Annotated in this window: 19 protein-coding genes; 8 read left to right on the forward strand and 11 right to left on the reverse strand. The window is 69.0% G+C overall.

Annotated features, from left to right (window positions below; all coding sequences use genetic code 11):
• Positions 1-179 precede the first annotated feature (179 nt).
• Together AB8M85_RS02175 and AB8M85_RS02180 are read left to right on the forward strand one after the other, a co-directional pair.
• Positions 180-1,073 (forward strand): serine protein kinase RIO, encoded by an 894-nt coding sequence (locus AB8M85_RS02175; protein WP_372697125.1) that lies wholly within the window; start codon positions 180-182, stop codon positions 1,071-1,073.
• A 225-nt stretch (positions 1,074-1,298) separates the two neighbouring features.
• Entirely contained in the window at positions 1,299-1,724 is a 426-nt protein-coding gene (locus AB8M85_RS02180) for a hypothetical protein (protein WP_372697126.1), read from the forward strand.
• Between the two features lie 38 nt (positions 1,725-1,762).
• Here the strand turns inward: AB8M85_RS02180 and AB8M85_RS02185 are convergent, their stop codons facing one another.
• The 7 genes from AB8M85_RS02185 to AB8M85_RS02215 form a co-directional block, all read right to left on the reverse strand.
• On the reverse strand, positions 1,763-3,475 hold the full coding sequence (locus AB8M85_RS02185) for an ATP-binding cassette domain-containing protein (RefSeq protein WP_372697127.1): 1,713 nt from the start codon (positions 3,473-3,475) through the stop codon (positions 1,763-1,765).
• A 189-nt stretch (positions 3,476-3,664) separates the two neighbouring features.
• The gene (locus AB8M85_RS02190; protein ID WP_372697128.1) at positions 3,665-4,669 is read right to left on the reverse strand and encodes an NAD-dependent epimerase/dehydratase family protein; all 1,005 of its coding nucleotides are present in this window, start codon (positions 4,667-4,669) and stop codon (positions 3,665-3,667) included.
• Positions 4,670-4,721: 52 nt separating this feature from the next.
• The gene (locus AB8M85_RS02195; protein ID WP_372697129.1) at positions 4,722-5,357 is read right to left on the reverse strand and encodes a GNAT family N-acetyltransferase; all 636 of its coding nucleotides are present in this window, start codon (positions 5,355-5,357) and stop codon (positions 4,722-4,724) included.
• 10 nt (positions 5,358-5,367) lie between these two features.
• Entirely contained in the window at positions 5,368-6,081 is a 714-nt protein-coding gene (locus tag AB8M85_RS02200) for a tyrosine-protein phosphatase (protein ID WP_372697130.1), read from the reverse strand.
• Positions 6,082-6,124: 43 nt separating this feature from the next.
• On the reverse strand, positions 6,125-7,003 hold the full coding sequence (locus AB8M85_RS02205; RefSeq protein WP_372697696.1) for a 3-hydroxyacyl-CoA dehydrogenase family protein: 879 nt from the start codon (positions 7,001-7,003) through the stop codon (positions 6,125-6,127).
• Between the two features lie 2 nt (positions 7,004-7,005).
• Positions 7,006-7,779: an enoyl-CoA hydratase/isomerase family protein gene (locus AB8M85_RS02210; protein WP_372697697.1), complete on the reverse strand. Its 774-nt coding sequence runs from the start codon at positions 7,777-7,779 to the stop codon at positions 7,006-7,008.
• A gap of 41 nt (positions 7,780-7,820) precedes the next feature.
• Positions 7,821-9,044, reverse strand: a complete 1,224-nt coding sequence (locus AB8M85_RS02215) for an acetyl-CoA C-acyltransferase (protein WP_372697131.1) — start codon at positions 9,042-9,044, stop codon at positions 7,821-7,823.
• 294 nt (positions 9,045-9,338) lie between these two features.
• On the opposite strand from AB8M85_RS02215, the gene AB8M85_RS02220 reads away from it, so the two are divergent.
• On the forward strand, positions 9,339-10,745 hold the full coding sequence (locus AB8M85_RS02220; protein WP_372697132.1) for an MFS transporter: 1,407 nt from the start codon (positions 9,339-9,341) through the stop codon (positions 10,743-10,745).
• Between the two features lie 87 nt (positions 10,746-10,832).
• On the opposite strand, the gene AB8M85_RS02225 is transcribed toward AB8M85_RS02220, so the two are convergent.
• Positions 10,833-11,363, reverse strand: a complete 531-nt coding sequence (locus AB8M85_RS02225) for an SRPBCC family protein (RefSeq protein WP_372697133.1) — start codon at positions 11,361-11,363, stop codon at positions 10,833-10,835.
• Positions 11,364-11,394: 31 nt separating this feature from the next.
• On the opposite strand from AB8M85_RS02225, the gene AB8M85_RS02230 reads away from it, so the two are divergent.
• Positions 11,395-11,904, forward strand: coding sequence for a PaaI family thioesterase (locus AB8M85_RS02230; RefSeq protein WP_372697134.1), 510 nt, complete (start codon positions 11,395-11,397; stop codon positions 11,902-11,904).
• Here the strand turns inward: AB8M85_RS02230 and AB8M85_RS02235 are convergent.
• Positions 11,895-13,343, reverse strand: coding sequence for an amino acid permease (locus tag AB8M85_RS02235; protein WP_372697698.1), 1,449 nt, complete (start codon positions 13,341-13,343; stop codon positions 11,895-11,897). The two genes, AB8M85_RS02230 and AB8M85_RS02235, sit on opposite strands and share 10 nt — an antisense overlap.
• Positions 13,344-13,549: 206 nt before the next feature.
• Between AB8M85_RS02235 and AB8M85_RS02240 the strand changes: the two genes are divergently transcribed.
• From AB8M85_RS02240 to AB8M85_RS02250, 3 genes are read left to right on the forward strand one after another with little or no spacing between them, the layout of a single operon-like run.
• Positions 13,550-14,503, forward strand: a complete 954-nt coding sequence (locus AB8M85_RS02240; protein ID WP_372697135.1) for a 1,4-dihydroxy-2-naphthoyl-CoA synthase — start codon at positions 13,550-13,552, stop codon at positions 14,501-14,503.
• Positions 14,504-14,511: 8 nt separating this feature from the next.
• On the forward strand, positions 14,512-15,630 hold the full coding sequence (locus AB8M85_RS02245; RefSeq protein WP_372697136.1) for an AMP-binding protein: 1,119 nt from the start codon (positions 14,512-14,514) through the stop codon (positions 15,628-15,630).
• Between the two features lie 42 nt (positions 15,631-15,672).
• Positions 15,673-16,569: a 1,4-dihydroxy-2-naphthoate polyprenyltransferase gene (locus AB8M85_RS02250; RefSeq protein ID WP_372697137.1), complete on the forward strand. Its 897-nt coding sequence runs from the start codon at positions 15,673-15,675 to the stop codon at positions 16,567-16,569.
• 33 nt (positions 16,570-16,602) lie between these two features.
• Here AB8M85_RS02250 and AB8M85_RS02255 read toward each other — a convergent pair whose 3' ends face one another.
• Positions 16,603-16,872, reverse strand: coding sequence for a DUF4229 domain-containing protein (locus tag AB8M85_RS02255; RefSeq protein ID WP_372697138.1), 270 nt, complete (start codon positions 16,870-16,872; stop codon positions 16,603-16,605).
• 54 nt (positions 16,873-16,926) lie between these two features.
• Between AB8M85_RS02255 and AB8M85_RS02260 the strand changes: the two genes are divergently transcribed.
• A complete protein-coding gene (locus AB8M85_RS02260; RefSeq protein WP_372697139.1) occupies positions 16,927-17,352 on the forward strand; it encodes a PLD nuclease N-terminal domain-containing protein in 426 nt (141 codons plus the stop codon).
• 95 nt (positions 17,353-17,447) lie between these two features.
• Here the strand turns inward: AB8M85_RS02260 and AB8M85_RS02265 are convergent, their stop codons facing one another.
• On the reverse strand, positions 17,448-17,669 hold the full coding sequence (locus AB8M85_RS02265) for a hypothetical protein (protein WP_372697140.1): 222 nt from the start codon (positions 17,667-17,669) through the stop codon (positions 17,448-17,450).
• Positions 17,670-17,681 lie beyond the last annotated feature (12 nt).

The raw sequence follows: 17,681 nt of genomic DNA on the forward strand, positions 1-17,681 counted from the left end.
ATCCAGCTTACATGACGCGTCCCGAACCGCTCTGGAAGAGTGATTGACTTTTGTCGATCACTGTAGTTGGATGGAACCGCCTAACACCATCGCCCACCCCCGGGAGGTCATCATGACGGTCCGATCCGCACCGCACGCCCCGACCATCCAGCATCCGCATCCCGGGAGTACCCCACGCCATGACCCCACGCCTCGACGCCGACGCCCCTGACACCTTCGAGCCACGACGCCAGCACCGTCCTTCCAGCGCGCTGGAGGCACGTCCGGCCGACTGGAACGTCCTGGATGACAACCTAACCGCGGACCAACGCTGGTCCACCTGGCCCGGCATCGAGAAATCAATGCGCGGGCCCCAGCCCTACCCCGAGTTCGTCATCGAGGACGCCGGTGCCATCGACACCGAGTTGGGCATCCTGAAGACGGGCAAGGAGGCCGATGTCTTCCTCATCGAGCGCGCGACAGGTGAGCGCACCTCGATCCTGGCCGCCAAGCGCTACCACACCCCCGACCAGCGCGCCTTCCACCGCTCCACGATCTACACCGAGGGGCGCACGGTTCGCCGCACGCGTGACGCCCGTGCCCTGAAGAACGGCAGCACCTACGGACGCCAGGTGGAAGCGACCCAATGGGCCGCCGCGGAATGGAACTACCTGGTCCAGGCACACGACGCCGGAATCCCCGTCCCCTACCCCGTGCAGATCGACGGGACCGAGATCCTCATGGAATTCATCGAGGACCCGGACCGCGTCGGCTCCGCAGCCCCGCGGCTGCACCAGCTGCGCCCCGATCCGCCGCTGCTCGATTCCTACTTCGCCCAAATCCTCGAGGCCATGCGGGGATTTGCGGCACTGGGCTATGCCCACGGCGACCTCTCCCCCTACAACATCCTGGCAGCCGGACCGCGGCTGGTCGTCATCGACCTGCCGCAGCTGGTTGACCTGGCGGCGAACCCACTGGGAGCGGACCTGCTGGCGCGCGACTGCCGGAATGTCTGCACATGGTTCGCCAACCGCGGGATCGACCAGGACCCGGAGGAGCTGCTCGGTGACCTGCTCGCGGTCGCCTGGTCGTAACAAGGCGCTACGCGGCGCGGGAACAGATGACAAGAATTCTTTGCGGAATTGCTGTCAAAAATCTTGTGCAGCCTTCCTTCCGGGCCTAATGTGTCCCCAACGGCCGCATCGTGGCGGCGCGCGCGATTGTGGTCGGCATACATCCGGCGACTTGCTTCGGGCGCGCAGCGCCCACTCCCGGACGGGCCACAGGGTCCGCCCTTTCCTGTTGGAGGAATCGCCACCATGCGGCAAACCTACAAGATCCTTGCCCACCTCATTGCGGCAGCCGTCGTCATCCAAGCAGCCCTGATCGCCTGGACGACGTTCATCGTCATCAACACCCTCGAATCGGGGGCAGAGGTCTCCGGACCGCCTGCCGCCGCCATGATCCACGGGACCATCGGCATGTATGTCATTCCGATCCTGGTCCTGGCCCTTCTGGTCGTCGCGCTCATCGCCCGGGCCGGCGTCCGCTGGGCACTCTGGCTCGTGCTGGCCGTCGTCGTCCAGGTGGCGCTGGCACTGGCGGCCTTCTCAACTCCGGTGCTCGGCCTCCTGCACGGGCTGGTGGCATTCGGGATCCTCGCCCTGGCGGAAGTGGGGGTATGGTCCATGGCCCATGCGCCCACGCGCGAACCCGCCGTGGCACAGGTCCGGCCGGCACACTGATCTACCCGCGGACCAGGCCGGCACCGGCCTGGTCCGACTCAGTCCGCTTCGGCTTCAGCGTCCACCTGAAGGAACGCGGGCGACGCATCCGCCGTGCGCTGGAGTTCCCACTGGCGGAGCGCATGCCCTCCTGCCCGACCCAGCTCCTGCAGGAACTCCTCATCGTGGCTGATGACGACCAGGGCGCCCGCGTAGGACCGCAGGGCCCCCAGCAGTTGTGCCGTGGTCTCGAGATCGAGGTTGTTCGTCGGCTCGTCCAGGAGCAGCAGCTGGGGCGCAGGGTCGGCCAGCAGGATGCGGGCCATTGCGACGCGGAAGGCCTCGCCGCCGGACAATTGGGCCACAGGTTGCCCGACGCGTGAGCCGCGGAAGTGGAAGTGGGCCAACTGCGCCCTGACGTCCTCCACGGGTGCCTGTGGCGCCACCGCCCTCACGTTGTCCAGGACCGATGCCGTGACGTCCACTCCTTCCCAGCCGCCGCCGTCTGCGGCGAGGTCCTGGCGCAGCACGCCCACCGGAACCGCCGCGGATCGCTCCAGTTCCTGCAGCAGCGTAGTCTTGCCGGATCCGTTGCGGCCGGCCAGGACGATCCACTCGGGCCCTCGGATGGCAAGCCCCGCCCCGGGCACCACTTCGAGCCCGTCTTCGAACACGTTGTACGCCACATCCATGGGTGCGACATGACGCATCAGCTCTCGTCCCGCGGGGACGCTGGTGGCCGGAAATTCGATGGTGATCGACAGGTCTGCTGGCATGTCGTCTTGGGCGGCGTCGAGCTCGGCCCGTGCGGCATCACTGCTGACCGCCATCGACTTGCGTGTGCGGCCAGCCGTCTCCTGGGCGCGCTTGCGCAGTTCATTGGCCAGGATCTTCGGCAGGCCATCGGCCGCTTTGGGCCCCTGCTTGGCCCGCCGGGCCAGCTTCGTCTCGGCCTCGGCCTGCTGACGACGTTCCACTGCGCTTTTGGCGCGGGCATCACGCACGCGGCGTTCGGCGCTCTCGCGCTCCGCAGCCTTGACCTCCTGGTAGTGTTCCCACCCTCCGCCGTGCAGGTGCAGTTCGGCCGAACCGGAAAGCCCCGCCCGGACACCGACGGGACGCAGTTCGGCAATGCCGTCGACGAGCCCCAGCAGCGTCCGATCGTGGGTGGCGACGAGCAAGGTGCCGTTCCAGCGCTCGATCACCGAGTACAGCCGGGCGCGGGCCCGCCGGTCCAGGTTGTTGGTCGGTTCATCGAGCAACGTGATCGCACACGCCGACATTTCGATGCCCGCGAGGGAAATGACCATCGCTTCACCGCCGGAGAAGGTCCGGGTGGTCCGGTCAAGGAAACCCGGACCGACGTCCGGCAGCCCATATCCCGCCAAAAGGGCGATGGCGCGTTCCTCCAGGTCCCAGTCGTCGCCGACGAGGGACATGTCCTCTTCCAGCCGCACGGTTTGCCCACCCAGAATTCGGCGCAGTGCGGCGAGTCGATCGGAGATGCCCAGCAACGACGCCACGGTTCGACGTGGATCCCTGGCCGGGTTCTGCTCCAGGTACGCCGGCGGCGAGGACACGCCCACTGTGCCCCGGTCCGGCATCAGCTGACCGGCGATCAGCCGGAGCAGTGCGGATTTGCCGGTGCCATTCGAACCGATGAGCCCGGTGGTGCCGGGGCCCAAGATCGCGCTGAGGTCAGCGAAGAGCCGGCGTCCGCCGGGCCAGGCAAAGGACAGATGGTCAAGAAGGATGGGGTGGTGGTTCTGCATGTCGGTCTCCTGGGCGGCGAAGGCGCCAGAAGCACGGCCCGCGAAAGGTCGCGGCGTTCTCGGCGCTGGACTAGGCGGAAGCGACCGAGATGTTCACCAGGATTCCTTACGGCGGGGACAGAACCCCTTGAGTATCGCGCACGTGATTGGCAGGTGTCAATCGGATGCTCGACGGACTGTCGGTTGCGCTCACGCCAGCTGGCCGATCAGCTCCGCCTCGTGGTCCGCGCTCAATCCCGAGGCCGGGCCTTCGGCGTTCCCGCTGGGCACCCCGCCGTCGGCGGCGATGATGTCGGCGAACGTCTCGGCCAGCGGCCTGCGGACCAGCCCCCAGCGCAGCGCCTTGCGGTCGGAGCGCCGTGCGAATCCGGCGTACTCGGTGCCGGCGGTCAGCACCAGCGGCAGGGAACGCGGTCCCGCCCAGGGGGCCACCCGGTCGTCTTCCATCCGGTGCAGCGGGTAGGGGGCCACCGGGCCGGCGAAGCCCGCGGCGCTCTGCGCGCTGGCGATGACGTCGCCGAGCGGCATTTCGGCGCCCACCGCGTTGACGGGCCCGCTGCGCCCGGCCAGGCCGGCCTGCAGGATGAATGCGGACAGGTCCCGCACGTCGATGACCTGCACGTACCGGGTGTCCGCACCGTCGTCGGGCACCAGCACCGGTTCGCGGCCGGCGGCGAAGCGCAAGGGCCAATAGGTGGAACGTCCCGACGGGTCCCCCGGCCCGCCGATCAGGCCGGGACGCACCAGCATTGCGGCGTTTCCGCGCGAGGCCACGGTGAGCCACTCGCAGCCGGCCTTTGCCGCCCCGTAGTGCTCGTCGGAGTATTCGGCGCTGGAGTCCAGGGCAGCCAGCAACGTGGCGGCCTCCGCGGCGCCGGGCTTGGAGTGCAGCGCGTAGGCCGAACAGGACGAGACGTAGACCCAGTGCCCGGCGTGGGGCGAGAGGGCCTCCACCGCCGCCTTGGCGTGGGCCGGCTTGCAGGTCAGCTCGATGACCAGGTCCCAGTGGCCGGTGGCGGCGTCGTCGTAGGCCCCGTCCGCCTCCCGGTCGGCCACCAGGGCCGTGGCACCGTCCGGGAAGCCGCCGGACACTCCACGGGCCAGGCAGGCGACGTCATGGCCATCCCCGAGGGCCTGCAACGCGATGGTCCGGCCGAGCCACTGGGTTCCGCCGAGGATGAGGATTTTTGCCATGCCAACCAGCCAACTCCCCCGGGCTGGGTTCTGGCAAGTCGAATCCGAAAAGTCAGGGGCGGGTCCCGTGTCCGGGTCCGGGCGGTTCGGAGGCGGCGTGGTGCCGTGACAGGCGGAAACGCAGCCCCGAGCGCACCTGGGGCCATTCGGCGGCGGTGATCGAGTAGACGCAGGTGTCGCGCAGGGAGCCGTCGGCCGTGCGCTGGTGGGCGCGCAGGACGCCGTCGAGCTTGGCCCCGAGGCGTTCGATCGCCGCCCGCGACTGCTGGTTCATCCAGTGGGTCCGGAATTCGACGGCGGGGCACCCGAGGGTCTCGAACGCGTGGGTGAGCAGCAGCAGCTTGGAGTCAGGGTTGGAACCGCTGCCCTGCGCTGAGGCGCGGTTCCAGGTGGAACCGATCTCCACGCGCGGCAGCGCCGCGTCGATGTTCATGTAGGTGGTCATGCCCAGCAGGAGGCCGTCGGCGTTCCGGCGGGTCGCAAAGGGAAGCATGGTTCCGGCCGCCTTCAGGGCCAGGCGCCGGTCGATCTCCAGGGCCATTCCGTCCGGATCGGGCACGGCGGTGTACCAGAGGTTCCACAGCTCGCCGTCGCGGGCGGCCTCCACCAGGCCGTCGTGGTGACCGTGCGCCAGGGGCTCGAGGCTGACGATGTCCCCACGCAGGGTGACCGGTTCCAGCAGGTTCATGTGCGCCAGCTTACGATGCGGCCGGCGCTGCGCCGAGCAGATCCCGCACGGCGGCGATCTCCGCCGGGGTGAGCCCGTGTCCGAGCAGGAATGCCTCGACGTCGACCGCGTCGACGAAAGCGGCCAGGGATTCCTGCCGGCCCACCAGCACCTCGTCGAGTTCCCCGGGGGCCAGGTGCCGTTCGTACGGGTGCTTCACGGGGCTGATCCGGTGCCATTCGTTGATGCCGCGGGCCCCGGCGTCGTACTGGGTGGCGACCAGGTCCCGTTTCCCGGCCAGGGCGAGGGCCAGCGAGACGATCATGCCGGTGCGGTCCCGGCCGGCGGAACAATGCACGACGACGGATCCCCGCGCATGTGCCAGGGCGCGGAAGACCCCCGCTACCAGGTCCGGGAAGTGCTCCAGGTTCGCGGGGTAGTAGCGCGGGTCGCTCAGATACGGGGTGTCGGCCGATGCGGCGGCGGCCATGAACCCTGCGTGGGACTGGTCCTCCGTGGGGCAGTTGAGCACCGTGATGCCGGCCAGGGCGCCGGGGCCCACGTCCGGATCCGTGGGACGGCGGCGCCGCTCGTCGGGATTGCGCAGGTCCACCACCGTACGGATGCCGTCGGCATACGCCTGCCGCCAGCCGCGTTCGGTCAGCCATTCGCTGCGGCCCATCCGGTAGAGCCGGCCGGCCACGCGGCGGGCGTTGACGGCGCCCTCCCAGTCCACCTCGTCCATGCGCCCATCCTGCCATGCACAGCGGACCCGATGCCGCGCGGGCTCAGCTCCAGTCGTAGAAGCCCTGGCCGCTCTTGCGGCCCAGGTGGCCGGCCTCGACCTTCGCCCGCAGGATCGCCGGCGGGGCGAAGCGCTCGCCGAGCTGTTCGTGCAGGTACTCCGCGATGCCCAGGCGCACGTCCAACCCGACGATGTCGGTGGTCTTCAGCGGGCCGGTGGGGTGCTTGTAGCCGAGCACCATCGCATTGTCGATGTCCTCCGCAGAGGCGACGCCCTCCTCGAGCATGCGCATGGCCTCCAGGGCGATCGCCACTCCCAGCCGGGAGGAGGCGAAGCCGGGCGCGTCGTTGACCACGACGGCGGTCTTGCCCAATCCGGCGACCCAGCTGCGAGCGGTGTCCACCAATTCCGGGCGGGTCTGTTCGGCAATGACGACCTCGACCAGGGTCGAGGCCGGGACCGGGTTGAAGAAGTGCAGGCCCAGGAAGGAGGCGGGGCGCTGCAGGTGCCCGGCCAGGCCGGTCATCGACAGCGAGGAGGTGTTCGAGGCCAACACGGCGTCCTGGCCGAGTTCGGCCTCCACGGCCTGCAGCGAGGAGACCTTCAGGTCCCAGATCTCCGGGACCGCTTCGACGACCAGTTCCCGGTCGGCGAAATCGGCGTACTCGGTGGAGACCTCCAGCCGGGACAGGTGGTCCTCGGCCGTGCCGGCCAGCCCCCGGTCGATGGACTTGCCGACAGCAGCCGCCACGCGTTCGCGGGCCGCCTCGGCGCTGTCCTGGTCGCGTTCGACGACGAGCACGTCGGCTCCATGGATGAGGAAGGCATGGGCGATCCCGGCACCCATGCGCCCGCCGCCCAGCACCCCGACCCGTGCCGGAAGGCCCGTGGTGGGGTTCGATTCGTCGGGGGTCTGGGTCATCGTCATTTCTTCTTCCTGTCGAGGAACGCCTGCATGCGCTCGAATTTGGCTTCCGATTCGAAGAGCATCGACTGGGCCAGCGTGTCGATCACGGGGTGGGCTTCGCGGGGGGCATGGAACACGGACTTGGTCACGCGCACGGCCAACGGGTCCTGGGCGGCGATCCGATTGGCCAGGGCGTGCGCGGAGGCGTCGAGGTCCTGGGGGTCGACGAGCTCGGTAATGAGGCCGACGCGCAGGCAGTCCTCCCCGCGCAGGACCTTCCCGGCCAGCAGGATCTCCTTGGCCATCGGTTCGCCGACCAGTTCCCGCAGCCGCCAGGTGGCCCCGGCGGCGGCGAGGATGCCCAGGTTCGTCTCGGGGTTGCCCATCCGCAGGGCCTCGGTGCCGATGCGGAAGTCCGCGGCGTAGGCCAGCTCGGCCCCGCCGCCGAGGGCGTACCCGTCGAGGGCGGCAATCACGGGCATCGGCAGCCGGGCGATCCGGTCGAACAAGGTGGAATTGATTCCGGCCAGCGCGTCCTGGCGACGGCGCTCGCGCAGCTGGGCGATGTCGGCTCCGGAGGCGAAGATCCCCTTGGCCCCGGTCTCCGGGTCCGCCGGGGTACCGGAGAGGATGAGGATCTTCGGCCTCGCCTCCAGGTATGTGCACACCACGTGGAGTTCATCGACCATCGCCTGGTCGATCGCGTTGCGGACCTCGGGGCGATGCAATCGCACCGACACGCGGTCATCTGCCTCGGTGAGCTGCACAGTGGTGAAGGCAGACGGATCCAGCCGGGCACCGCCGTCGTGCTGGTGTCCTTCGGCGCCCACGGCTAGACGCCCTCGACGAGCAGTGCCGCGCCCTGGCCGACGCCCACGCACATGGTCGCCAACCCGAGTTTGGACCCGGAGGTGGTCTCGCGTTCGAGCCGGCCAAGCAGGGTGATGGCGATGCGAGATCCGGAGGACCCCAGCGGGTGGCCCAGGGCGATCGCGCCGCCGTCGTTGTTCACGATGCCGGGGTCCAGGCCGAGTTCGCGCATCGAGGCCAGGGACTGCGAGGAGAAGGCCTCGTTGAGTTCGACCGCGGCCAGCTCGTCAACGGTGTGCCCGGTGCGCTCGAGGACCTTGCGGGAGGACGGCACCGGGCCCATGCCCATGATTTCCGGGGCCAGGCCCGCGGCGGCGCCGTCGAGGATGCGGGCGCGCGGGGCCAGTCCGTACTTCTCGATGGCGGCCTCGGAGGCGACGATGATCGCCGAGGCGCCGTCGTTCAGGGTGGAGGCGTTGCCGGCGGTGACCACGGTGCCGCCCTTGACCACGGGGCGCAGCCCGGCCAGGACCTCCAAGGTGGTGCCGGGGCGGGGCCCCTCATCGGTGTCCACGAGGGTGGTGGCGCCCTTGCGGCCGGTGACGGTGACCGGGACGATCTCGTCGGCGAAGCGGCCGGCGGCGATGGCTGCCAGCGCGCGTTCGTGGGAGCGCACGGCGAAGGCGTCGCAGTCCTCGCGGGAGGTGCCGAAGACGCGGGCGACCTCCTCGGCGGTCTCGGGCATGGAGTAGGTGGCCTTGCCCTCGCGCGAGAGCTCGCCGGAGAGGAAGGCCGGGTTCGGGAAGCGCCACCCGATGGAGGTGTCGTAGCTGGCCCCGGGTTTGGCGAAGGCCTTCGTGGGCTTCTCCATCACCCAGGGGGCGCGGGACATCGACTCGACGCCTCCGGCGACGACGAGGTCGGCGGCGCCGGCCTTGACCATGTGCGAGGCCATCGTGATCGCGGACATGCCCGAGGCGCAGAGGCGGTTGACGGTGATGCCCGGAACGGTGTCGGGGAACCCGGCGAGCAGCCAGGCCATGCGGGCGACGTTGCGGTTCTCCTCGCCGGCGCCATTGGCGTTGCCGATGATGACCTCGTCCACCAGCGCGGGGTCGATCCCGGCCCGTTCCACTGCGGCCTTGACGGTCAGCGCGGCCAGGTCGTCGGGCCGCACGGAACTCAGGGCCCCGCCGTAGCGTCCGACCGGGGTGCGGGCTCCGCCCACCAGGAATGCTTCGGTCATGAAAACTCCTCTTCGGTTGGCCCCTGTTCAGGCATGCTCGCCGGCCGGGCGCAGTGCGTCGCGGGACACAATTACCGACCAATCGTTCACTATTAGATTCCCACCCCGCCCCTCGGCGGTCAACTTGCCTTCTCTGGATGACGAAATTGACGGCTTTTACACCCGTCGGTAATATGATGGGCTTTGACCGACTCCGGTGCTTTTGCCGGATCGTGGACCGTCACCGTTTCCGGCGCCCCGGGGCAGGGAACGGGCATCCGGTCGACGCACGCTGAAGACATTTGGGAGGCATTGATGCCACCGGAAGACAGCAAGCACAGCCCCGTTGCGGACGGGGACCATTCCATCGACCGCGCCGAGGACATCGGACCGGACCTGCACACGGCCGAAGGCCGCGGGATGATCCGCAAGGCCACCGCCGCCTCGGCCATGGGAAACCTGACCGAATGGTTCGACTACGGCGTCTACTCCGTCGCCGTCACCTACATCACCCTCCATTTCTTCCCTGGCGACTACGGCACGCTCTTGGCCCTGGCCACGCTGGCCCTCTCGTTCGTGGTCCGCCCGCTCGGCGGCCTCGTCTGGGGGCCGCTGGGCGACCGGCTCGGCCGCAAGACCGTGCTGACCCTGACCATCCTGATGATGTCCGGGGCCACCTTCCTCATCGGCGTGCTGCCGACCTTCCAGACCGTCGGGATCCTCGCCCCCATCCTGCTGGTCCTCCTGCGCATGGTCCAGGGCTTCTCCACCGGTGGCGAATACGGCGGTGCGGCGACCTTCATGGCCGAATACGCCCCGGACAAGAAGCGCGGGTTCTTCGGCTCGTTCCTCGAATTCGGCACCCTGGGCGGCTTCGCCCTGGGCGCTGCCGTCATGCTCGTCTTCCAGGTCGCACTGCCCGAGGCCGCCATGAACTCGTGGGGCTGGCGCATCCCGTTCATGCTGGCCCTGCCGATGGGCCTGGTGGGCCTGTACCTGCGCTCCAAGCTCGAGGACACGCCCGTGTTCCAGGAGCTCGAGGAACGCGGGGAGGTCGAGGAGGGCAGCAGCCTGAAGGCCCTGATCACCCGGTACTGGCGTCCAATGGTGGTCATGTTCGGCCTGGTGGCCTGCCTGAACATGGTCAACTACACGCTGCTCAGCTACATGCCGACGTATCTGGAGAGCCAGCTGGGCCTGGATTCGAATTTGTCCCTGATCGTAATCATCGTCGGGGAGGTGGCCATGATGGCCGTCATCCCCTTTGCGGGCAGCATCTCCGACAAGGTGGGGCGCAAGCCGATGTGGTACACCTCGGTGATCGGCCTGTTCATCTTCGCCCTGCCGATGTTCTGGCTCATGGGCCAGAACTTCGGCTTGGCCATCCTCGGCTTCGCGGTCCTGGGCCTGCTCTACATCCCGCAGCTGGCCACGATCACCGCGACCTTCCCGGCGATGTTCCCCTCGCAGGTGCGGTTCGCCGGCTTCGCTGTCACCTACAACGTGGCCACCGCGCTGCTGGGCGGCACGGCGGCCATGGTCAACGAAGCCGTCATCGAAACGACGGGCTTCGTCCTCTTCCCCGCCGTCTACATGATGATCGCCGCGGTGATCGGCCTGGTCGCGGTGAAGTTCATGGCCGAGACGGCCGGCGCGTCGTTGCGGGGCACCGAGATCCCGGACGCGCACGACACCGGGATCCTGGCCGAGGACCCCAGCTAGCCGTTCCGTGCCGCCGGGCCCTGTTCCACCGCCAAGTGGGCAGGGCCCGGCGTTTGCCCGGGCCGGCCGGGATCGGATGCCACGGGATCAGATGCCGCGCGGTTCGGCAGGCCCGCTGCCCGGGTTCAGGTCCGAAGCCGGCGCGTCGGTCCCATCGGCGGCTTGCGCGGCGTCGTCCACGGTGTGCCGGCTTTCCCGATGGGAGGCCCGGGTTTCAGCGGCGGCAGCCAGGGCGGCCGCCAGCTCGGTCAGCCGGGTTTTCGCGTCCTCGTCCCCACCCAGCAGGCCGTGCAGCATGCCCGAGTCCCGCCGGGTGAGCACCACGGTGCACCCGAAGCCGGTATCCGACAGATCGAAGGTCACTTCGGAGCTGTCCAGGCCCAAGCCGGCGCCGGATTGCCACGTCATGATGCGTCGGTTGGCCTGCGCAGCGATCCTCAGCCGGGTGCGCTCGTCCCCATCGGATCCGACCAGGATGATGGACTGTCCGTCCTCGACGTCGCCCTCGACGTCCTCGACGCCGGGTACCCAGGTGCAGTATTGGGCCCCATCCTGGAGCACGCCCCACACCACGTCGGCGGTTGCATTGACATCCTGCTGGGTTCGCAACGATTCCATGCCGGGAGCCTACCGCGCCTACGCTGTAGGCATGCCGATTTCCCCCGACACCCGCCCCACCGGCCGCGACATGATCGCGGTCTCGGAACAGCTGCGGCGCGAAAGCGGCTCCCGCCAGGGGCTGGACTTCCTGCGGGCCATCGTCGCCGGCGAACTGCCCGAATCACCGCTGCTGACGGCGCTGGCGGTGCGGACCGTCCACGCCGAGGAGGGCTCGGTCCGGCTCGAAACCGAGCCGCATGCCCAGCAGTTCAACACGATCGGCACCGGGCATGGCGGCTTCCTGTCCACCCTGCTCGACACGGCGCTGGGCTTCAGCGTGGAATCCCTATCCCCGGCCGGGACGACCTGGACGACAACGGACCTGCAGGTGAGGTTCCGCCGGGCGATGACGATCGATTCCGGCGTCGTCTCGGCCGTGGGCCGGGTGGAGCACTATGGCCGCTCGACGGCCATCGCCTCAGGCGAGGTCCGCGATGGGCAGGACCGCGTCCTGGCCAGCGCAACGGCGTCGTTCTTTGCCTTGCGGCATCAGGAATAGAACTCGCTGGCGGGCTTGTTCCCGCGCACCCGCAACCAGCCGATCCACAGGGCCAAGGCGATCAACGGGATGCAGGCGACTGTGTAGAGGCCCAGGTGGAAGACCTCGCCGGTGGCCGGGTCGGGCAAGCTGTCGAAGGAGATCAGCACGGTGATGACCACCAGGGAGATGATCCCGGCCCAGCTGGTCCAGGGTGCGCCGGGCATCGGGAGGGTGGAGACCTTGCCCTTGCGGTGGCGCAACATCAGCTGGCAGGCAAAGATCGAGCCCCAGGTGAAGATGACGCCGATGGAGGCGGTATTCAGCGCCAGGTCGAAGGCATGGGATCCGCCCAGCCAGATGTTGGCCAGGATGCCGATCAGGTAGACGACGCCGACGGCGACGATGCCCGCCCACGGGACGTAGCGGCTGTTCATCCGGGCCAGCCACTTCGGGGCGTGCCCGTTGTTCGCCATCGCGCGGAAGACACGGCCGATGGAGTACAGCCCCGAATTGCAGGAGCTCAGGGCCGCGGTGATGACCACGAAGTTCATCACGTCCCCGATCCAGGCGGCTCCGAGCTGGTCGAACACGGTGACGAACGGGCTCTCGCCGTTCTTGTACTGGTCCCACGGCATGAGCATGGCCAGCAGGGTCACCGACCCGACATAGAAGACCACGATGCGCAGCACGACGGCGCGGATGGCCCGCGGGACCTCACGGGCGGCATCCTCCATCTCACCGGCGGTGATGCCGACCAGTTCGATCGCGTTGTAGGCGAAGACCACGGAGTTCAGCACCAGGATGCAGATGAAGAAGCCGCGCGGGAACATCCCGCCCTCACTGGCCCAGAGGTTGGACACGGCGGCGTGGCCGTCGCCGATCTGGGTGTTCAGCGCAACCATGACGATGCCGACGACGAGGAACAGCACGATCGCGGCGACCTTCAGTGCCGAGGCCCAGAACTCGAACTCCCCGAACGCCTTGGCGCTGAAGAGGTTGACGGCAACCAGCAACGCCAGGGCACAGATCGCCGAGACCTCGATCGGGACCCCGGGGAAGAAGAACTGGAAGTACAGCCCGATCGCGATCAGTTCGGCAATGCCGGTCATGATCCAGTTCAGGACGTACATCCAGCCGGACAGGAAGGCACCCTTCGGGCCGAAAAGCTCCCCGGCGTAGCTGACGAAGGAGCCGGAAGACTGGCGGTACATGATCAGCTCGCCCAGGGCGCGCATCAGGAAGTAGGCGATCAGCCCGGCGATGGCGTAGGAAAAGATGAGCGACGGGCCCGTCGAAGCCAGCCGCCCGCCAGCACCCATGAACAGGCCGACGCCGATGGCCCCACCCATCGCGATCATCTGGACGTGTCGACGGGTCAGGGTCTTCTTGTAGCCCTCGGCGGTGATGCCGTCGGCGGTCGTGCCGGCAGGCTCCGGCCGCTCGTGGTGCGGCTGCACAGAGGTGGTCTTGTGGTCGGGGTGGGACACGCCGACTCCTTCCGGGTTGCGAGCACTGCGGCGTGGCCGGGGTGGTTCGAGGGGACACGATAGTGTAGTCCGGCTCACCCCCGCCGCCGTTAATCGTCCTTGTCAGTGGGCCTTGGCCGGGCCCTGCCGGGGCGGCAGCCGGGGCCGGCGCGGGCGCCGCGTCTAGACTGGTGCGGGTGAGCACAACTTCCCTTCCCGACCAGGTATCCGACCTCTTCGACCCCACGCGCTGGCGGGGTGTGGAGGGCTTCGACTTCGAGGACATCACCTACCACCGCCAGGTGGAACGCGATGCCGACGGCAGGATCCTGCGGGATCTTCCCGCCGTGCGCATCGCCTTCGACCGGCCCGAGGTGCGCAACGCCTTCCGCCCGGGAACCGTCGACGAGCTCTTCCGCGCACTGGACCACGCCCGGATGACCTCCGACGTTGCCGCGGTGCTGCTGACCGGCAACGGCCCCTCCCCCAAGGACGGCGGGTACTCCTTCTGCTCGGGCGGGGACCAGCGGATCCGCGGGCGCGACGGCTACCGCTACGCCGGTGGCGACACCGCCGAGTCGATCGACCCGGCCCGCGCCGGACGCCTGCACATCCTCGAGGTCCAGCGCCTGATGCGCACCATGCCCAAGGTGGTCATCGCCGTCGTCAACGGGTGGGCGGCCGGCGGCGGGCACTCGCTGCACGTCGTCTCGGACCTGACCATCGCCTCGCGCCAGCACGGCAAGTTCAAGCAGACCGACGCGACGGTCGGTTCCTTCGACGCCGGCTACGGTTCGGCCCTGCTGGCCCGGCAGGTCGGGCAGAAGAACGCCCGCGCGGTCTTCTTCCTGGCCCGCGAACATTCCGCCGAGGACATGGTCGCCATGGGGGCCGTCAACGAGGCGGTGGACCACGAGCGCCTCGAGGAGGTCGCCCTGGAATACGCCGCGGACATCGCCCGGCAGTCCCCGCAGGCGATCCGGATGCTCAAGTTCGCCTTCAACCTGGCCGACGACGGGCTGGCCGGACAGCAGGTCTTCGCCGGCGAGGCGACCCGGTTGGCCTACATGACCGACGAGGCCGTCGAGGGCCGGGATGCGTTCCTGCAAAAGCGCGACCCCGACTGGTCCGCGCACCCGTACTACTTCTAGGGCCGGCCATGGACATCGACCCCGTCCTGCGTGCCCTCTCCGCCGCCCTGAACGAGCAGGGACCGGCCGTGGAAATCCTGCCGGGCGACTCACCCGGCAGCCACCGCGTCGAACTGGCGACCGACGCGCCCGGGGGAAGCGCCGCCGTCGTGCGCACCTCGGGGTCCACCGGCACCCCGAAACGCACCGTGCTGCCCATCGATTCGCTCGCCGCCTCCTCGATGGCCACCGCGGAATACCTGCGCACCGAGGGCCAGTGGCTGCTGGCCCTGCCCGTGCACTACGTGGCCGGCCTGGCGGTGCTCACGCGCAGCCTCTACGCCGGGACGCGCCCGTGGGCGATGGACCTGGGGGCCCGCTTCACCGCCGAGGGCTTCACGGCGGCCGCCGCCGAGCTGACCGACCGGGTGCGCATCACCTCGCTGGTGCCCACCCAGCTCGCCCGCCTGCTGCAAGACCCCGCACCGGAAACCGTCGCGGCGCTGCGCCGCTTCAACGCGATCCTGCTCGGCGGCGGTGCGACCTCTGAACCGCTGCGCGCAGCCGCCCGCTCCCACGGGCTGCGGGTCATCCGCACCTACGGAATGAGCGAGACCTGCGGTGGCTGCGTGTACGACGGCGAGCCGTTGCCCGGGGTGCGCATCTCCACCGACGCCGGCCGCATGCGCCTCGGCGGCGACGTCGTCGCCGGCGGCTACCTGGGCAACCCGGAACTGACGGCCGCCCACTTCTCGGTGGACGGGGAGGGCACACGGTGGTTCACCACCGACGATGTGGGAACGCTGGCGGACGGGGTGCTCGAGGTCGGCGGCCGCCTCGACGACGTCATCAACACCGGAGGCATCAAGGTCTCCGCCGCGACCGTCGCCACCGCCATCGAGGACGTCCCCGGCGTCGGCTCGGCGCTGGTCGTGGGCCTGGACGACCCCGAATGGGGGGCGAGCGTGGGGGCGCTGGTCACCGGTACCGCGGCCCCGGAGACCATCCGCTCGGCTGTCCGCGACGTCCTGGGCGCCCCGGCGGTTCCCAAAACCCTGCTGCGGGTTCCCGAACTTCCCACCCTGCCCGGCGGCAAACCGGACCGGCGCGCGGCAATTTCCCTGTTGGGAGCGGCGGGGAGAGAATAGGACGCTGGAGAAACCGCCCGCTTCGACCGAGAGGATACCGCCGTGGCCTCAGCCGCCCAATGGATCGAAGGGGCCCGGCTGCGCACCCTCCCGATGGCCATCGCCCCCGTCATCATCGGCACGGCGGCTGCCTATGGCGTCGGCGGGCACCTGTTCTGGGGTCGCGCGGTCCTGGCTGCGCTGGTGTCGCTGCTGCTGCAGATCGGGGTGAACTACGCCAACGACTATTCGGACGGCATCCGCGGCACCGACGATGTTCGGGTGGGCCCGTTGCGGCTGACTGGCTCCGGGGCCGCCCGTCCGGGCCGGGTGAAGGCCGCGGCCTTCGGGTGTTTCGGGGCTGCCGCCGTGGCCGGTCTGGTGCTGGTCCTGCTCTCCCAGGCGTGGCCCCTGCTGCTGGTCGGGGTGGCCGCGATCTTCGCTGCGTGGGGCTACACCGGCGGGGACAGGCCCTACGGCTACCAGGGCCTGGGCGAGGTCTTCGTGTTCCTGTTCTTCGGGCTGGTGGCCACGCTCGGAACGACGTTCACCCAGGTCCTCGAGCTTCCGGCCACGGCGTGGGTGGGTGCCTGCGGCACCGGGCTGATCGCCACGGCCCTGTTGATGGCCAACAACGTCCGTGACATCCCCACCGACCGGGAAGTGGGCAAGCGGACCCTGGCGGTGCGGTTGGGCGACGAGGGCGCGCGCGTCTCCTACGTGCTGATGCTGGCCCTGGCGATCCTGCTGCCGTTGCTGCTCGTGCGCAACCATCCCTGGCTGATGCTCGTGGTGCTGGTCGCACCGCTGTGCCTGGTGCCCTCCTGGCTCATGCTCAAGAGCACCCAACGCCAGGCATTGATCCCGGTGCTCAAGCACACGGGGTTCATCAACCTAGGCTACAGCGTGCTGTTCGCCATTGGAATGGTGGTCACCGTGGTGCTGCGCCAGCAGGCCTGAGCGACCCGGGCGGCGGGGTTGGCCGGCCGGAGCCTAGTCGTTGCGGTCCTCGGCTTCCTCGTCCTCGCGCTCGAGCGCTCCCTTGTGGCTTCCCGGGTTCTTGCGCAGGTCGGTCATCCTCGCCTGTACCTGGCGGGTGCTCTCGGTCCGCAACCGGTTGAAGAACAGGTATGCGATGCAGAAGGCGACGATGGCGGCGATGATCGCCGCAAGCCACAGTGAAAAGTCCAGCCCCCAGAACAGCGCGGCGAAGACGGCGAAGAAGAGAACCAATCGGACGATGGTGTACTTGAGGAACTGCACGTTACGATTCTACCGGCTGAAGTCGGCCCTCGAATTCTTCACTACACTGGAAGCATGGTCAGAAACTTGATTCTCGGTGCACTGGTGGCCCTTGCCGTCACCATCTATGCGCTCATCCAGTGCGCGCAGACGCCACGGAACCGGGTGCGTAGCCTGGCCAAGGGCTGGTGGATCGTGGTCATCGTCCTGCTGCCGCTCGTCGGGGCCTGCTTGTGGTTCTGGCTGGGCCGGCCCACCGATGCCGGTTCCGGTCCCACGTCCGGACGGCGCGCCCCGCGCGGTCCGGCGTCCCCGGATGACGATCCCGAGTTCCTGCGCAGCCTCGAGACGCAGCGCCGGCAGCGAGCCAAGGACGAGGAATTGCGTCGTCGTGAAGCAGAGCTGAAGGCCCGGGAAGCCCGGAGCCAAAAAGACCGCCAACCCCCGAACGACAGCGGCGAGCTCCCCTCCGACCGGGATACCAATCCCCCGAACGCCTAGGGCAGGCCAGCAGCGCCGTCCTCCGCCGACCGTCTGCCTCTGGCCTTCGGTCCGATGGTGGTCGCTGCATCCGCGTGGGATGCAGGGGCGAGGGCCTAGCGTTGGCCAGGATTGGACGTCCTGCGGATCCGCAGGACCATCAGCCCCAGGAGCACGCCGCACGCGGCGATGAGCACCAATGCCAGGCCCAACAGCACGAGTTTGGCCACGAGGTCGGCCAGGAACGTCGAGACCAGGGCCAGGGCGATCGCCGCGATGGCCAGCAACAGGGGCAACATGGCCGTTCGGTGGAGTGGGAGTCGTTCCTGTTCAGGCATCCATCCAGCTTA

Source organism: Arthrobacter sp. JSM 101049, assembly GCF_041679245.1.
In the GTDB taxonomy this organism is placed as follows: Bacteria; Actinomycetota; Actinomycetes; order Actinomycetales; family Micrococcaceae; genus Arthrobacter_H.

Bases quoted from the DNA above. Each gene is read 5' to 3' on its own strand.
- AB8M85_RS02185 (WP_372697127.1), bottom strand. From the start codon at position 3,475: ATGCAGAACCACCACCCCATCCTTCTTGACCATCTGTCCTTTGCCTGG.
- AB8M85_RS02175 (WP_372697125.1), top strand. From the start codon at position 180: ATGACCCCACGCCTCGACGCCGACGCCCCTGACACCTTCGAGCCACGA.
- AB8M85_RS02220 (WP_372697132.1), top strand. From the start codon at position 9,339: ATGCCACCGGAAGACAGCAAGCACAGCCCCGTTGCGGACGGGGACCAT.
- AB8M85_RS02260 (WP_372697139.1), top strand. From the start codon at position 16,927: ATGGTCAGAAACTTGATTCTCGGTGCACTGGTGGCCCTTGCCGTCACC.
- AB8M85_RS02225 (WP_372697133.1), bottom strand. From the start codon at position 11,363: ATGGAATCGTTGCGAACCCAGCAGGATGTCAATGCAACCGCCGACGTG.
- AB8M85_RS02265 (WP_372697140.1), bottom strand. From the start codon at position 17,669: ATGCCTGAACAGGAACGACTCCCACTCCACCGAACGGCCATGTTGCCC.
- AB8M85_RS02205 (WP_372697696.1), bottom strand. From the start codon at position 7,003: ATGACCCAGACCCCCGACGAATCGAACCCCACCACGGGCCTTCCGGCA.
- AB8M85_RS02230 (WP_372697134.1), top strand. From the start codon at position 11,395: ATGCCGATTTCCCCCGACACCCGCCCCACCGGCCGCGACATGATCGCG.
- AB8M85_RS02180 (WP_372697126.1), top strand. From the start codon at position 1,299: ATGCGGCAAACCTACAAGATCCTTGCCCACCTCATTGCGGCAGCCGTC.
- AB8M85_RS02215 (WP_372697131.1), bottom strand. From the start codon at position 9,044: ATGACCGAAGCATTCCTGGTGGGCGGAGCCCGCACCCCGGTCGGACGC.
- AB8M85_RS02200 (WP_372697130.1), bottom strand. From the start codon at position 6,081: ATGGACGAGGTGGACTGGGAGGGCGCCGTCAACGCCCGCCGCGTGGCC.
- AB8M85_RS02190 (WP_372697128.1), bottom strand. From the start codon at position 4,669: ATGGCAAAAATCCTCATCCTCGGCGGAACCCAGTGGCTCGGCCGGACC.
- AB8M85_RS02195 (WP_372697129.1), bottom strand. From the start codon at position 5,357: ATGAACCTGCTGGAACCGGTCACCCTGCGTGGGGACATCGTCAGCCTC.
- AB8M85_RS02245 (WP_372697136.1), top strand. From the start codon at position 14,512: ATGGACATCGACCCCGTCCTGCGTGCCCTCTCCGCCGCCCTGAACGAG.